The following is a 15,241-nucleotide window of genomic DNA, read 5'->3' as shown; positions in this document are numbered from 1 at the left end:
ACAGGCGAGACCGTATACTTCCGGCCTCGGTCAAATGCGATTAGAACATACTGGGCCCTCACACTGGGAGATGTAGGTGATGGACAGACGCAATCCCCATAGGGTTACTCCGCGTGTCAGTCGAGGCGGTCGAGCACCGCCTCAGCGTCGTAGGACAGAGACAGTTCCCGTGAGCGGCCTCGCCCCTCAACGTCGGCGTACTCGGCGTCGACGAGCCCGAGCTGGTCAAGTTTATTGATTATCTCGGAATAGCGGGTGTAGCCGAGGCCAGTCTCCTCGTTGAATGCTTCGTAGACATCGCCAGCGCGGCCGCCATCGTGTTCTGCGAGCGTGCGGACAAGTGCCTGCTCAGACTCCGAGAGCCCGCGGAGGTGTCGCGACAGGTGGACGTGCTTGGCCTTCTCGTAGGCCGACTCAACATCCTCAATGGTCACCTCCGTGGAGCCACGCATCTCGGCGTTGAGCCCTGCACGCCGCAACAAGTCGATGCCAACCCGGAGGTCGCCGCCAGCGTCGGCCGTGAGCGCGGCCACTCGGTCAAGCGCACGCGTTCCGAGGGCTCCCTCACGAAAGCCGCGCTTCACTCGCTCCTGTAGGATATCGACAATCTCGCGCTCGCCGTACTCGTCGAAGTACACCTCCTCGGGGCGGAACACTGACTGGACGCGGCCGTCAAGCGACGCGATAACGTCCAATTCGAGATCCGAGGAGACGACGACGACACCAATCTTCGCGCCGGAGTGGGCTTCGTGGGCACGCAACAGCGAGTAAAGCGTGTCGGACGCCTCGTTTTCGTAAAAGAGATAGTTCACGTCGTCGAGCGCGACGACGAGCACCTCTTCTTCGTCAACGAGCCGGTCGGTTATCTGGCCGAACAGCTTCTTGAACGAGATGCCCGAGGTGGGAGGCTCATAGTCGAACAGCCCCTCGAATAGTCGGGAGAAAACGGAGTAGCGCGTCGAGTCGACCTGGCAGTTGACCCGGACGCTCCGCACGTCTGCGACACTCGACAGCTCACCGAACAGCTTCTGGACCGCGGTGGTCTTGCCGGTCCCCGGCGGCCCGCGGGCCATCACGTTTACCGGACGCGAGCCCCGGACCGCAGGCCGGAGCGCGTACTTTAGTGTCTCCATCTGATCGTCGCGGTGGCGGAACGTCTCGGGGACGTACTCGAAGTCGAGGACGCCCTCGTCACGGAATACTGACTCGTCCCAGCCGAGCATATCCCCGCCCATTTCACTTTCACCTCGCTACGCGGACCACATAAGCGTGTGGGCGTCAGTCGAACTTCTCTAGCAAGGCGGCGTAGAAGGAGTCGTCCGTGTCACGTTCTCCCGACTCTGTGGCCAGCTTCTCGACGATGAGCTCCGGCGTCGAGCGAGCGAGTTTTCCCTTCACCGGTGAGCGATCAACCCGGAGGGCGCCGTCCACTAGCCCGGTCGCCTCAATGCCGTCGACCTGCACGTCGAACGCACAGGCGTCGCGTATCTCCGCCGCGAGGTGGGAGACGAACACCGCCGTCGCGTCCGACTCGTGGAGTGCCTCAAGGATGCCCGCAATAATGAGTGCGCTCGCGCCGGGTTCGGTGATGGACTCAAGTTCGTCCACGAGGACGAGCCGGCAGTCATCGCCGCGCACGAGGCTGCCAAATTCCCGCAGGGTCGACTCAAAGGCGCCTGCGTCGAGGGTCCCCTGCGACTTTGCTTGGTAGTGGAGCGCCTCGAACCGCTCAAGTTCAACGCGGTCGGCCGGCACTGGCAGCCCCATCTGAGCGAGCACAACGACGAGTCCGACGAGGTCGAGCATTGATGTCTTGCCACCGGAGTTGACCCCCGACAGGACAGCAACGCCGTCGACGGCGTAATCGACCGGCTCCACATCTTCGAACGGGACGTCAAGCAGCGGTGAGCGCCCTCCCTCGACGGTGAAGCCATTGCCGCCAAATGTCGCTGTCGTGCAGTCAAACGCGCGAGCGAACCGCGCCACTGCGAGTTCCACGTCGAGTTCGAGAGCAGCGTCCACAAGATCAGCCGCCGGCTCGCGCAGGTCGGCCAATTCGGCCGCGAGTTCACGTTTCAGCCGGGCGCTTCGACGGTCGCGGGCGGCCGTCAGCTCCTCCCGCAGCTTGGAGACGACCCGGTCGTCGGCCTCAACGGGAAACGTCGGCTCATCCGGGAACGCCGTCCGAGCGCGAGCGGCGTGGTCCGTTAGTCCGAGCGCGTCGATGAGGTGATCGCGGGCGGCGTCGACAGCGTCGGCGTACTCGTCGGCGAGCTCGCGGTCGAGCAAGTCCGCGACACCGGCGCCCCGCTCAACGAGCGACAGTAGGTCTGCCCCCTCGATGGTGACGTCTCGCTCCTCGATAGCCGCTCGAAGGTGGTCATTGGCGACGCTCTCGGCGACCGACACCGCGGCATCAAGGTCGTCGACGGCCGTTGAGAGCCGGTCGAGCTCCTCGTCGTCTGCGACGGTACCGTCATCTGCGAGCCGGGAGAGGTGGCGGTCAATGGCAGCGGTGTCGAGCGGCGCGTCGAGCCCTGCCGCCTCGTGGACGCGGGCGGCCGCGCGGATTCGGTCGCGGTTGCGTGCGAAGAAAGCCAGCGCGCGCTCGGGGACGACGGCAACAGGGTCGTCGAAGGCGTCTGGCTCCACGCGCACGTCTCCTTCGACATCGACGCCGGCAAACGCCTCGTCGAGGGCTGTAACGGTGGCGTAGCTGCGGGCCAGCTCAGCGAGCCCGCGGGCGTCCTCGACAAGTTCGACCGACAGTTCCGGGAATGCCTCCTGTGCGGCGGCGAACGTTTCGGCATCCGTCGTCGCGAGACACCGGTCGCGCACACGGACATCTTCGGGGGATGCCAGCGGCTCGACGTCCTCAAGTGCCGCCAGCACGTCCGGATTTGGTTCCCGGTCAAGCGCGCGGGCGGTAAACGACCGGACTTCCTCAATTCGCGAGCGGCTGGCTGACGGGTAGAGTGTCTCCAGCCGCTTCTCTGCGTAATCAGTGACCGCACGCTCCTGCACCAAGCTGAGCGCATCTTGATAGAGTTCACGGGCCCGGTCTGTCGCGAGAAAGTCGCCGTCATCGCCGTGACGGGCACGGATGGCTCCGCGAGCGATGCGGGCCGCACGTCCCTCGGAGATGCCCGGCGCCCGGGCAATGGTGGCGACATCGCCACGCTCGAGAGCCGCCTCAGGGTCGTCAAGTTCGCGGAGTCGTTCGGCTGTCTTAGCGCCGACCCCGGGCACCGATTCCAGTTCCATCACGCGAGGTCAATCGCCCGGTCGGCAAAAATCCCGCCGTCAGCGATGGCGCCGTCAGCCCTGCGTCGCGGCGTATCGGACGGTCACAAGCGGGAGGCCACAGAGTCGTATCCGCTGGACGGCTAGAACGTCGACCGTCTGCGGGTCAACGCTGTCCGGCGGGGCCGGCGCTGTGGGATCGCTGGCGGGCGCGACCCGGAACCGTTGACCCGCTGGCAACCGGAACCCCCCATGTTTCGTGTGGAGATACAACCCACCGTCAGGACAGTCGGTGGTTAGCGCCAGCCCGTCGCCAGCGTGTTCGACCCGGAGTACCGTCGCCAGGCTACAGCCGGGCAGCGGAACGGCAACGTTCACCAGCCGCTCGCCGTCACGGAGATGGCTTCCATAGACTGCGACGAACACGCCACTCCCGCTCGCGCGGTCTGTCCGCACCCACAGCCGGGGACCGTCACGAGGATCCGCCGCAGCCGCATGGCCAGCGAGCGCCGCGAGGTCGCTCTCGACCTCTTTGGGGGTGTCGCCGGGTGCCGGGAGCGCGAGCTGTTCGATACGGGCCGTGACGCGGGCGGCGAGGCGAGCCCCAAGCCGAAACGGGCGGTGCCACGTCGCGTCGAGGGTCATCTCGAAGTCGGCCGTCTGCTCGTAGAGCGCGCGCACGACCGGGTCTACCCCGTTGGGGTCGAAGCCGGGCCGCGCGTACGCATCAAGCGACTCCATCTCACCGTCAACGGCAGCCCCACGCAGGTTGTGACGGTCGGGCCACTCCGGGCCGATTCGGGCGTCGCCGTGGAGCGGCGACAGTGGCACACCGCGGGCACTCCACCATGATAAGCCGACGGCGCTGGCCGCAGCTATCCCGCCCGCAAGCGCCGCGAGCCGTCTCCTGCTGGTCACGCCGGCGATAGCAGCCCACCGGAGTTAAGCCCGGCCACCGCGAGAGGCCGGCGTGAGCGACCGAGCGGACGACCCAAAGCCGCTGAGGCGCGCCAGCCTGTTGTGGGGAGCGGTCGGCGGCCTGTTGTTCGTCGTGCTCGTGTTTGGTTACCGACTGGCAACGGGGGCAAGTATCGGCGCCGGCGTCGCTCTCGTAGGCGCGGCGTTCGTCGCCGTGGCGACCGCGGGACTCTCGTACGCGGTGCTGGCACGGCTTGCGTGACGGGCATCTCGAAACGCTTTACAGGCCGAACGAGGTAGCTACAGTCGGGCCGGGATGGCCGAGTGGTAAGGCGCACGCCTGGAAAGCGTGTTCCCTCTGGGATCCGGGGTTCAAATCCCCGTCCCGGCGTTTTGCACAAAAGAAGCCGGAGCGGTGCGACCACTCGGCTTCGTTCCGACACGTTTCAAGTCATCGAGGCCGAGGGATGGGTATGAGCAGACGCACGACACACGCGCTCGTCGACTTCGGCGAGCTGCTCGGGCCACACGAAGACGCGCTGGATGTTCCCTGGGCAGAGTTTGCCGGCGACCGGACAGGCGAGCGGTCGTTCACCGTCGGGACGACTGACGCCGAGGACGCGTACCTCCAGATTCAGGCGTACGATGTGGATTCGTTCGGCCACGATGTGGTGGTGAACGGTGAACAGTTGTCGGGCTTCGATCTACCGCCGAACGACGGCTGGCAGTGCTGGGTTGACGCCGTCACTGGGACGGAATTAAACGAGGGCGAGAACACGCTCCGGTTCCGGCGCGATGACGAGACCCGAGATGCGTTCGTCGTCGGGAGCGTCGTTGTCACCTGGACGGCACCCATATAAATCTCGATTTCGAACCGTCCGAACCCACGGTAGCATCTCCCACACCTGCCAGAGTTCGACCGACTGTTTCTCCGCTCTGTCGTGCGGTTTCTGCGTTGCCGGCGGCAAACAGTCGCGAGCGAGTCCACCGACCGTTTCGACGTTTTTATATAGAACCGTGGGCAATCATTCAGTAGACTATGAGCCAACAGCGAATGCAGGGTCAGCCCATGATTGTACTGGGCGAGGACTCCCAGCGGATGAAAGACGAGGACGCGCAGGGCCACAACATCTCGGCGGCGCGGGCGGTCGCCGAGTCCGTACGATCGACGCTCGGCCCGAAGGGGATGGATAAGATGCTCGTCTCCTCGATGGGCGACGTCACCGTCACGAACGACGGCGTCACCATCCTCCAGGAGATGGACATCGACAATCCGACGGCTTCGATGATTGTCGAGGTCGCGGAGACGCAGGAGGACGAGGCCGGTGACGGCACCACGACGGCAGTCGCTGTCGCGGGCGAGCTTCTGAAGAACGCTGAGGACCTCCTTGAGCAGGACATCCACCCGACGGCCATCATCAAGGGGTACAATCTCGCGAGCGAGCAGGCCCGCGCGGAGATTGACGACCTCGCGACGGTCGTCGACCCGGACGACGAGGAGCTGCTCGGCAAGGTCGCCGAGACCTCGATGACCGGCAAGGGCGCGGACCTGAACAAGGAGCTGCTGGCCGACCTCATCGTGCAGGCCGTGAAGGCCGTCACCGTCGAGGCGGACGACGGCTCGTACGTCGCCGACCTCGAGTACGTCAACATCGAGACGCAGACCGGTCGCTCGGCCGGCGAGTCGGAGCTGCTGGAGGGGGCCGTTATCGACAAGGATCCCGTCCACCCCGACATGCCAACGGAGCTGTCTGACGCGAAGGTGCTCCTGACAGACGACCCCATCGAGATTGACGAGACGGACATCGACGCAGAGCTCCAGCTCGACTCGCCCGACCAGCTCCAGCAGTTCATCGACAGTGAGGAACAGCAGCTTCGCGAGACAGTCGACCGCATCGCCGAGGCGGGCGCAGATGTCGTCTTCTGCCAGAAGGCCATCGATGACATGGCCCAGCACTACTTCGCGAAACAGGGCATCCTCGCGGTGCGCCGCGTCAAGAAGTCCGATATCAAGTTCCTCCGAGAAGTGACCGGTGGCGATGTGGTCTCCGACCTGAGCGACATCGACCCCGACGCACTCGGTACCGCTGACATCTCGCGCGACGCTGACGACGAGCTGTTCTACGTCGAGGGGGGCGGCAATCACGGCGTCACCCTCCTGCTGCGCGGCTCGACTGAGCACGTTGTGGACGAGCTTGAGCGGGGCGTGGGTGACGCGCTGGATGTCGTGGCAACGACCGTCTCCGACGGCCGTGTGCTGGCAGGTGGCGGTGCTGTCGAGGTGGAGCTGGCCCGCCGGCTCCGTGAGTTTGCTGACGGCGTTGAGGGGCGTGAGCAGCTGGCCGTCGAATCGTTCGCCGACTCGCTGGAACTCGTCCCCCGCGTCCTCGCGGAGAACTCCGGGCTCGACTCCATCGATACGCTGGTTGATCTCCGTGCGGCCCACGCCGACGGCGACGCCCACGCTGGGCTGAACGTCTTCACCGGCGATGTCGTCGACACCTACGACGCCGGCGTCGTCGAGCCAGCCCACGCGAAAGAACAGGCGCTTTCCTCCGCGACAGAGGCGGCCAACCTCGTGCTCAAGATTGACGACATCATCGCCGCGGGCGACCTCTCGACCGAAGGCGACGAAGACGAGGGCGGCCCCGGCGGCGGCATGGGCGGCATGGGCGGTATGGGCGGTATGGGTGGCATGGGCGGCGCGATGTAAGCCCGGCCACGCAACCACTCCCGTCTTATACTCGATTTCTTCGACGCGCATCTCGTAGCGGCTGCGCCGATTGGATGGAACTAAACGGACGGCGCGCAAATTTTGCGTGCATGGAGACGCTCCTGCTGGACCCCTCGGACGTTGCGGCGAGCGCACACACACCAGAGGTCATCGTCGCCGTCGAGGAGGCGTTTGCTGCCTACCAGCGCGGGGACGTTCAGATGCCCGCCAAGTCGTACATCGACCTGCCGCAGTACGCAGGGGACTTCCGCTCGATGCCCGCGTACATGCAGGCGGACAACTGGGACGCCGCCGCAGTCAAGTGGGTCAACTCCCACCGCAACAACCCTGATGAGCATGGGCTACCGGCAGTCATCGGGACGGTCATCTACTCAGACCCGGCAAACGCCTTCCCACTGTCTATCATGGACGGGACGACACTTACTCGCCGCCGGACTGGCGCGGCCGCTGCCGTCGCCACCGACCACCTCGCCGTTGCTGACGCCCACTCGCTAGGCATCATCGGTGCGGGCGTCCAGTCGTACACGCAACTGGAGGCCATCAGCGAAGTGCGCGACATCGAGACAGTAGTGGTGAGTGATGTGCGCGAGGCGGCCGTCGAGCGGTTCATCGAGCGGTTCAACGAGGAGTTCGATGTCCGGGCTGGCGATCCGGCCGACGCCGCCGACTGCGATATACTCTCGACGGTAACACCCGTCGAGCACCCCATCGTCCCCGCAGGAGCCGTCCGCGAGCACACACACATCAACGCGATGGGCGCCGACGCCCCCGGTAAGCACGAGCTCGACGACAAGCTGCTTGAGTCGGCCACGATTGTTATCGACGACTATGAGCAGTGCACCCATTCCGGCGAAATAAACGTCCCGTGGTCTCAGGGGCTGTTGACGGACGAAGACATCTACGGAGAGCTTGGCGCCGTCGTGACCGACGAACTCGCGGGGCGTGGTGAGCCGGGCGGGCCGGAGGGGGTCACTGTTTTCGACTCGACGGGGCTTGCCATCCAGGACGTGGCCGCGGCCCACGTCGTCTACGAGCGGGCTCGCGATGAGGATGTCGGCACCGACTTCGAGCTCGTTGGGACGAAGCTGTAGCGGGTTGGGGATAGAAACCTTAAGGACTGAACGCCGAGTTGGTTCGACAACCAGAGTTCTATGAGCGACTCCGACGGCTACGACCACACGGCGGTCGAACGACGCTGGCAGGAGCGGTGGGATGCGGTCGACGCCTACCGGACTTCCGACGAAGTCGAAGATCCGACGTACGTGCTGGGAATGTACCCATACCCGTCGGGAGAACTCCACATGGGGCATGTGCGCAACTACACAATAACGGACGCGTACGCCCGATTTCGACGGATGTGTGGGGATGACGTACTCCACCCAATGGGATGGGACGCGTTCGGGCTCCCCGCCGAGAACGCTGCCAAGGAGCGAGACTCCGACCCTGCCGAGTGGACTTTCGATTGTATCGAAACGATGAAAAACCAGATGGAGGCGATGGGGTTTGGCTACGACTGGGACCGGGAAGTCACGACCTGCGTCCCCGAGTATTACCGGTGGAACCAGTGGCTGTTCCGCGAATTCCACGACGCGGACCTCGTGGAGCGGCGGGACGCGGACGTGAACTGGTGTCCCTCGTGTGAGACTGTCCTGGCGGACGAGCAGGTAGAGGGTGACGAGGAGCTTTGCTGGCGGTGTGATACCCCCGTCGAGCAGCGCGAACTCGCGCAGTGGTTCCTGAAGATTACGGAGTACGCCGACGAGCTGCTCGATGACATCGACGAGCTGGAGGGATGGCCAGACTCCGTACGCGAGATGCAGCGTAACTGGATCGGCCGACAGGAGGGTACCCGGCTCCCGTTCGAGATAAGCGACGGACACGGCACCGTCGAGGCATTCACCACCCGGGCGGACACCGTCTACGGCGCGACGTTCTTCGCCTTAGCGCCAGGCCACGACATCAGCCAACAGGTGGCAGAACGTGACGAGCGCGTCCACGAGTTCATCCACCACGAAGCAGACCCGGACGGCGACGAGCCGAACGGCGTTCGAACAGACCTGACAGCGCGTAACCCCGTCACCGGCGAGGAACTGCCGGTGTACGTCGCCGACTTCGTGCTCTCGGATGTGGGGACGGGCGCGCTGATGGGCGTGCCCGGCCACGACGAGCGTGACCACGCGTTCGCCTCGAAGCTCGACATTGACATCGAGCCGGTTGTCGCTCCAGACACCGACGACGTGCCCGACGTAGACGAGGCAGCTTACACCGAGGACGCCATCCTCGTGAACAGCGGCAAGTACAGCGGACTCACCTCAGCAGAGGCCCGCGAGCACATTACGGAGGACACCAACGGTGCTGAGTTCCACACCCAGTATCGGCTGCGCGACTGGGGCATCTCCCGCCAGCGCTACTGGGGAACGCCTATTCCGGTCGTCCACTGTGACGACTGCGGGCCAGTGTTAGTCCCTGAGTCGGAGCTTCCCGTTGAGTTGCCAGAGTTCATCAACACGACGGGCAACCCGCTGGACGCCGCCGAGGAGTGGAAGCAGACGACATGTCCTGATTGTGGCGCGCGCGCAGTCCGGGAGACAGACACGATGGACACCTTCGTCGACTCCTCGTGGTACTTTCTACGGTACGTCTCGCCGAATCTTACGGAGGCGCCGTTCGACGTTGAGCGCGCGAACGACTGGATGCCGGTCGACCAGTATGTCGGCGGCATCGAGCACGCGGTGATGCATCTCCTTTACTCGCGGTTCTTCACGAAGGTGCTAGCCGACGAGGCGGGACTGGCACACCGCGAGCCGTTCGAGAATCTGCTGGCCCAAGGGATGGTCCAGCTTGAGGGATCGAAGATGTCTAAGTCGAAGGGGAACGTCGTCTCACCTCAGCGCATCGTTGACGAGTACGGCGCCGACACGGCCCGGTTGTTCATGATGCAGGCAGCCCAGCCAGACCGCGACTTCGACTGGACCGAGGAGGGCGTCCAGTCGACCCGGAGATTTCTCGACCGGCTCCACCGCGACGTGACGGCGTTCACCTCGGGCGCGTACGAGACAACCGATGAACGGGACGCGACGGCCGAGTACGTCGCTGACGAGATTGACGCCGCCGTCGCCATCGCTGCCGATGAATACAGCGATCTGACGTTCAATGTTGCTGCCCGCGAGGCACAGGAGCTGGCGCGGACCGTGCGCGGCTACGTCGACTACGCCGACCGCCCTCACGCTGCCACCGTCGAGCGTGGGCTCGACGCCGTGGTGCGGCTGCTCGCGCCTGTCGCCCCCCACTTGACCGAGGAACTGTACAACGAGCTCGGGAGGGAGGGACTCGTTGTCGACGCTGACTGGCCCGACTCGGCCGTCGACACCGACGAGGCTGCCGCCCGCCGTCGGCTGGTCGAAAATACCCGCGAGGACATCCGCGACATCGTCGATGTGGCCGACATCACCGATCCCAAGCGCATCGATATCGTCGTCTCCCCGGAGTGGAAGCATCGGGCGCTGGAGGTGGCGATTGAATCGGATGCCGAGAACCTCATCTCGGCAGTGATGGAAGAGCCGTCGATTCGTGAGCAGGGCGACGCGGCCGCCGGCTACGCGCAGCAACTACAGACAGAGCGGGAGGCGCTGACCTGCGGGATAGCGCCCGATCGCGAGTACGAAGCGCTCCGTCGGGCAGCGTGGCTCGTTGAGCGGGAATTCGGCGCCGACGTGCGCGTCTTACGGGCTGAGGAGGCCGCGGACGCGAGCAACGCTGAGCCCGGCCGCCCAGGTATTCACATCGAGGAGTGACGCCGGCGGAACGACAACCCCTTTGTCGAGCCAGTCCCGGCTACCGATAGTGGCATCGACGTACGCGGTCGAGGATGCGGTGCCGGAGTTCGCTGACGCGTTCGGCTTCGACGAATTCAATCGGATGCAGTCGGCGGCCCTGCCAGCGATACTCGAGCGCGACGACAACATCGTCGTGAGCGCACCGACCGCCAGCGGCAAGACGGCACTCGCCGAATTGGCTATCTGTAAAACACTCGCTGCGGGCGGAACGGCGCTGTTTCTCGCGCCACTTCGCGCGCTCACCAATGAAAAAGAGAGCGAATGGGATCGGTTCGAGGAGATGGGCTACTCAGTGTACGTCGTCACCGGCGAGCGAGATCTCAATCCACGGCGCGCTGAGCGGGCGGACATCCTCGTAATGACGCCGGAAAAAGCCGACTCAGCAACTAGAAAGCACACCACAGATCGGTACGCGTTCGTTACGGACGTCGACTGCTGTGTCATCGACGAGGTCCATCTGCTTGACTCTGACGAGCGGGGCGCAGTCCTTGAGGTGACCGTCGCGCGACTCCGCCGGCTCTGTGCGCCGCGAGTGGTTGCGCTGTCGGCGACGATGCCGAACGTTGAGGACGTGGCTGCATGGCTCGATGCACCCGACGCCTGCACATTCCAATTTGGCGACGACTACCGACCAGTCCCGCTGCACGCCAGTGTCGAGACGTACGCCTCTGGCGACAACGCCTTCGAAGACAAATATCGTCGGCTCTATCGGGCGCTCGACCTAGCTCAGCCCCACGTTGAGGAGGACGGCCAGGCACTTGTGTTCGTCTCCTCGCGACAGGACACCGTCCAAGCGGCCAAGAAGGCCCGTGACGTGCTGGCCGAACGGGATATCGATGTGGGTGCCCGCGGCGACTACGACCTCCATACTGCCGCAGAAGACCTTCGCAACGACACCCTCCGACAGTCAGTCGTCGACGGTGTCGCGTTCCATCACGCGGGGCTCTCGCGGGAGGACAAGGCGGCTGTCGAGGAGTGGTTCAAGCAGGGGCAGGTGCAGTTACTCTTCTCGACATCGACGCTGGCATGGGGAGTGAACCTCCCCGCGCGGTGTGTTGTCATCCGGGATACGAAGCTCCACGACCCGCTTGAGGGGGAGGTGGATATGAGTCCGTTAGACGTGCTCCAGATGCTCGGACGAGCCGGTCGGCCCGGTTACGACGACACCGGCTACGCTCACGTCATCTGCGAGAGCGGTGATGCGGGCATGTACCGCGACCTGCTGCGCGAAGGCAAGGAGATCGAATCGCGGCTCGCGGACGAGCTCGATGCCCACCTCAACGCTGAGATTGCGCTCGGTACCATCCGCGATTTGGACGATGTGATGGACTGGATTGAGACAACGTTCTATTACGTCCGAGCGCAATCGGCGCCGGACCGGTATCAGTTCGGCGGGAAGCTTCGCGAGCGGGTCCGTGAGACGCTGGGAGCGCTCGTCGACGGAGGTTTCGTCGAGACTGACGCCGAGTTGGGCGTCGAGGGGACGCCGCTGGGCCGTCTCGCCTCGAAGTTCTATCTCCGCTTGGAGACAGCCGAGGCCTTCAAGCGGCTGGCAGACGAGGCCGCCCGTGATGTCGACGAACTCGGGCCAGCGGCCATCCTACGGGCGGTCGCATCCGCGGCGGAGTTCGACAGCGTGAGCGCACGTCGCGACGAACGGGACGCGGTCCGGGCAGTGCTCGGGCAGAACGAGGGCACAGACAGTGAGGGACTCGACCCGGGTAACCGGAAGGTACTCGCCATCCTCCGGGCATCAATGGATGGCACGACGCCAGGAGAACTCCAGTCGGATGCCTGGGTTATCAGACAGAACGCGCTCCGCCTGCTCGCCGCGCTTCAAGAGTTTCTCAAGCGGTTCGCCGACCCATACGCGGCCAACATCGCCAGCCGGGTCGAGGCCCGTGTCGAGAACGGCATCTCCGCAGAGGCAGTTGGGCTCACAGCAATCGACGGCGTCGGGAAGGGTCGCGCCTCGAAGCTCGCCGCTGCCGGAATGACGACTCCAGCCGACGTACTCGCAGCTGGCACCGGTGGACTCATCGAGGCTGGGCTCGGCGAGTCGCTCGCCGAGCGGGTTCTTGAGCGGGCGCGTGACCTTCCGGCCGTCGTGGTGGACTGGGGCTCGTTCCCCGAGCGAATCGAGCGAGGGAGAAGCGAGATGCACGAGGTCACAATTCGCAACGCCGGCGGCGGGGCCCGCGCCGGCGTTCGCGTCACCGTAAATGGCGTGGAGATGAGCGCCGAGTCGCGCTACTTGGGCGAGGCGACGCTGCCAGTCGGCGTCTTCGGTGGCGATCCTGACGAGCTTCGCTTCCGAGTCACGGTAGCGTTCCCTGACTTGCCGCTCCATCCCGTCGCCGAGACACGGACCGTCCAGATCGACTGACAGACAAAACGTAGACGTGGCTTTTTGTCCGCACGCCGGAGAGTCAAAGTATGGACGACATCTCGTTTGGTACCGACGGGTGGCGCGCGACGCTCGACGTTTTCACCGACGAGCGGGTGCGGGCTGTCGGCCAGGCAGTCGCCGATTACCTGCATACCTCCGAGACGGCTGGAACGGTCGCGGTCGGGTACGACGCTCGCGACACTTCCCGTGGTTTCGCCGAATCGCTATGCGACGTGTTGACCGCCAACGACATCGACTGTCTGCTCCCCGAGCGGGACGTGCCGACGCCGGTCCTCGCGTGGACGGTCCGCGATCGTGGGCTCGCAGGTGGACTGATGGTGACGGCGAGCCACAATCCGCCGGAGTACAACGGTGTGAAGTTCATTCCTGAGACAGGCGCACCCGCACTGCCTGCGGTGACTGACCGGTTAGAGGCAAACCTACGGCCGGCCAGCGCGGCCAACAACTCTGGAACGACCACGGAGGCATCGCTCGTCGATCCGTATCTCGAGCATGCTCGCACGCTGGTCGAGACCGACCTTTCGGGCCTCACTGTCGCCTACGACGCGATGCACGGCTCCGGGCGTGGCGTCACCGACCGGCTACTCGAGCAATCGGGTGCGAATATCCGGCGACTTCGGACCGAGCGGGATTCGACATTCGGCGGGACACCGCCGGAGCCGACGGGCGAACGGCTGGGCGAACTCGTCCGACTGGTAAAGACGGGCGAGGCGGACATCGGGGTAGCCAACGACGGCGACGCCGACCGGTTGGGCGTCGTGACGCCCGGGCGAGGCTACCTCGATCCGAATCGCTACTTTGCAGCCATCTACGACCACCTCTTGACCGTCCATACGGAAGGAAGAGACGAGACGGGCGACGCCATCCGGACAGTGTCAACAACGTTCTTGATTGACCGGGTAGCTGAGGCACACGGCCAGCGAGCCCACGAGACGGCGGTCGGTTTCAAGTGGGTTGCTGAAGCGATGCAGGAGCATGGCGCACTCGTGGGCGGCGAGGAGTCGGGCGGCTTTGGGCTGGCCGACCATCTTCCTAACAAGGATGGCGTGGCATTCGCGCTCGTGACGGCCGCCGCCGAGGCGCGCGAGTCGTTCGACGCCCGGGTCGACCGGGTGCTCGCCGAGCACGGCGATGTCGTGCAAGACCGCGTGAGTGTCGACTGCCCGGATGACCGGAAAGTAGCTGTCGTCAATGCGCTGGACGACAGGATACCCGAGACGGTAGCCGGCGTCGCAGTCGATCAGGTCGTCACGGTCGATGGATTCAAATTACTGCTTGCGGACGGCTCCTGGCTACTCGTCCGCCCGAGCGGGACGGAACCGAAACTGCGCGTGTACGCGGAGGCTAACTCTGAGAAGCGAACGAAGGCATTGCTGGCCGAGGGGGAGTCGTTAGTGGCGCCGCTCGTTTAGGTCGGGTCACCGGGCTTTACGCCCCGAAATCGGCCGCCACCGACCGGCTGGATGTCGAAGCCATGTGCCTCGTAGAATGGGCGCACCCGCTCGTCGAATTCGGCGACAACGGGGTCCCAGCGGCGGCTTGCCTCCTCAACCAGCCGACTCCCGATTCCCTGGCCACGCCGGCGCGGGCGCACCGCGATGGCATGAATCTCGCCAGGTTCGGCGAACCCCTCTGTCTCGACTGCCATGGCGCCGAGCACATTGTCGTCCTCGGCAGCGACGACGAGCGTCTGTTTGGGGAAGTCAGGCACCCGGAGCATCGCTACGTCGAAGATAGACCGGACCGTGAGGCGCTCGTCCTGCCGGGCCTCACGGATGTTCATACGTCCGATACGTTCGGGAGCACTCATAACCCCCGCGTTCGTCAAGCGGTTTTGCCGTCTTTCGGGGCGCCCCCCTTCACCAGCCGGAGGACGCGAACGCGGTCAGCGTCAACGGCGGCGTCGGCGGGAACGGGCGAACCATCAACGAGCACCGTCGCCTCATGCCGGGAGAAGCCGAGTCGGCTGAGCAGCGCGGCGTAGTCGGCATCGGCCGGCAGGTGGATTGTCTCCGTCTGACCGCCGACCACCTCGCAGATCACGCGCACACCGTGTCTACTGTGAGCGGACCAATCAGCATGTCGACCGCTGCGGTCTCG

12 protein-coding genes and 1 tRNA gene are annotated in these 15,241 nt (G+C 65.0%); 8 read left to right on the top strand and 5 right to left on the bottom strand.

Features of this window, described 5'->3' with window-relative positions; genetic code table 11:
- Positions 1-116: 116 nt before the first annotated feature.
- Genes ABEJ63_RS02680 through ABEJ63_RS02670 form a run of 3 tightly spaced genes read right to left on the bottom strand, consistent with a single transcriptional unit; the run spans position 117 to position 4,161 of the window.
- The gene (locus ABEJ63_RS02680; protein WP_375794803.1) at positions 117-1,235 is read right to left on the bottom strand and encodes an ORC1-type DNA replication protein; all 1,119 of its coding nucleotides are present in this window, start codon (positions 1,233-1,235) and stop codon (positions 117-119) included.
- A gap of 43 nt (positions 1,236-1,278) precedes the next feature.
- A complete protein-coding gene (locus tag ABEJ63_RS02675) occupies positions 1,279-3,264 on the bottom strand; it encodes a helix-hairpin-helix domain-containing protein (protein WP_375794802.1) in 1,986 nt (661 codons plus the stop codon).
- A gap of 54 nt (positions 3,265-3,318) precedes the next feature.
- Positions 3,319-4,161: a hypothetical protein gene (locus ABEJ63_RS02670; RefSeq protein WP_375794801.1), complete on the bottom strand. Its 843-nt coding sequence runs from the start codon at positions 4,159-4,161 to the stop codon at positions 3,319-3,321.
- A gap of 52 nt (positions 4,162-4,213) precedes the next feature.
- On the opposite strand from ABEJ63_RS02670, the gene ABEJ63_RS02665 reads away from it, so the two are divergent.
- The 8 genes from ABEJ63_RS02665 (at position 4,214) to ABEJ63_RS02630 (ending at position 14,553) form a co-directional block, all read left to right on the top strand.
- A complete protein-coding gene (locus ABEJ63_RS02665; protein ID WP_375794800.1) occupies positions 4,214-4,423 on the top strand; it encodes a hypothetical protein in 210 nt (69 codons plus the stop codon).
- 48 nt (positions 4,424-4,471) lie between these two features.
- A tRNA-Ser gene (locus ABEJ63_RS02660) sits at positions 4,472-4,552 on the top strand.
- Positions 4,553-4,634: 82 nt separating this feature from the next.
- Complete coding sequence (locus tag ABEJ63_RS02655; RefSeq protein ID WP_375794799.1) at positions 4,635-5,021, top strand: hypothetical protein; 387 nt, start codon at positions 4,635-4,637, stop codon at positions 5,019-5,021.
- A 179-nt stretch (positions 5,022-5,200) separates the two neighbouring features.
- Positions 5,201-6,874 (top strand): thermosome subunit beta, encoded by a 1,674-nt coding sequence (gene thsB, locus ABEJ63_RS02650; RefSeq protein WP_375794798.1) that lies wholly within the window; start codon positions 5,201-5,203, stop codon positions 6,872-6,874.
- Positions 6,875-6,984: 110 nt separating this feature from the next.
- Positions 6,985-7,986: an ornithine cyclodeaminase family protein gene (locus tag ABEJ63_RS02645; RefSeq protein ID WP_375794797.1), complete on the top strand. Its 1,002-nt coding sequence runs from the start codon at positions 6,985-6,987 to the stop codon at positions 7,984-7,986.
- A gap of 60 nt (positions 7,987-8,046) precedes the next feature.
- On the top strand, positions 8,047-10,689 hold the full coding sequence (gene leuS / locus ABEJ63_RS02640) for a leucine--tRNA ligase (RefSeq protein ID WP_375794796.1): 2,643 nt from the start codon (positions 8,047-8,049) through the stop codon (positions 10,687-10,689).
- Positions 10,690-10,813: 124 nt separating this feature from the next.
- The gene (locus ABEJ63_RS02635; protein ID WP_375794918.1) at positions 10,814-13,117 is read left to right on the top strand and encodes a DEAD/DEAH box helicase; all 2,304 of its coding nucleotides are present in this window, start codon (positions 10,814-10,816) and stop codon (positions 13,115-13,117) included.
- Between the two features lie 50 nt (positions 13,118-13,167).
- Positions 13,168-14,553 carry a phosphoglucomutase/phosphomannomutase family protein gene (locus ABEJ63_RS02630; protein WP_375794795.1) on the top strand — a complete coding sequence of 462 codons (1,386 nt, stop codon included), beginning with the start codon at positions 13,168-13,170 and terminating at the stop codon, positions 14,551-14,553.
- Here ABEJ63_RS02630 and ABEJ63_RS02625 read toward each other — a convergent pair.
- Together ABEJ63_RS02625 and ABEJ63_RS02620 are read right to left on the bottom strand one after the other, a co-directional pair.
- Entirely contained in the window at positions 14,550-14,924 is a 375-nt protein-coding gene (locus ABEJ63_RS02625; RefSeq protein ID WP_375794794.1) for a GNAT family N-acetyltransferase, read from the bottom strand. The genes ABEJ63_RS02630 and ABEJ63_RS02625 overlap by 4 nt on opposite strands.
- A gap of 41 nt (positions 14,925-14,965) precedes the next feature.
- Positions 14,966-15,190 (bottom strand): ubiquitin-like small modifier protein SAMP2, encoded by a 225-nt coding sequence (locus tag ABEJ63_RS02620; RefSeq protein ID WP_375794793.1) that lies wholly within the window; start codon positions 15,188-15,190, stop codon positions 14,966-14,968.
- Positions 15,191-15,241 lie beyond the last annotated feature (51 nt).

The organism is Halosegnis sp., from assembly GCF_042216475.1.
In the GTDB taxonomy this organism is placed as follows: domain Archaea; phylum Halobacteriota; class Halobacteria; order Halobacteriales; family Haloarculaceae; genus Halosegnis.
The sequence above is the reverse complement of the archived record's forward strand: the minus strand, read 5'-3'. Positions and strand labels throughout refer to the sequence as shown.

Coding starts and splice junctions, on each gene's coding strand:
- ABEJ63_RS02645 (WP_375794797.1), top strand. CDS start 6,985: ATGGAGACGCTCCTGCTGGACCCCTCGGACGTTGCGGCGAGCGCACAC.
- ABEJ63_RS02680 (WP_375794803.1), bottom strand. CDS start 1,235: ATGGGCGGGGATATGCTCGGCTGGGACGAGTCAGTATTCCGTGACGAG.
- thsB (WP_375794798.1), top strand. CDS start 5,201: ATGAGCCAACAGCGAATGCAGGGTCAGCCCATGATTGTACTGGGCGAG.
- ABEJ63_RS02625 (WP_375794794.1), bottom strand. CDS start 14,924: ATGAACATCCGTGAGGCCCGGCAGGACGAGCGCCTCACGGTCCGGTCT.
- leuS (WP_375794796.1), top strand. CDS start 8,047: ATGAGCGACTCCGACGGCTACGACCACACGGCGGTCGAACGACGCTGG.
- ABEJ63_RS02655 (WP_375794799.1), top strand. CDS start 4,635: ATGAGCAGACGCACGACACACGCGCTCGTCGACTTCGGCGAGCTGCTC.
- ABEJ63_RS02635 (WP_375794918.1), top strand. CDS start 10,814: ATGCAGTCGGCGGCCCTGCCAGCGATACTCGAGCGCGACGACAACATC.
- ABEJ63_RS02675 (WP_375794802.1), bottom strand. CDS start 3,264: ATGGAACTGGAATCGGTGCCCGGGGTCGGCGCTAAGACAGCCGAACGA.
- ABEJ63_RS02630 (WP_375794795.1), top strand. CDS start 13,168: ATGGACGACATCTCGTTTGGTACCGACGGGTGGCGCGCGACGCTCGAC.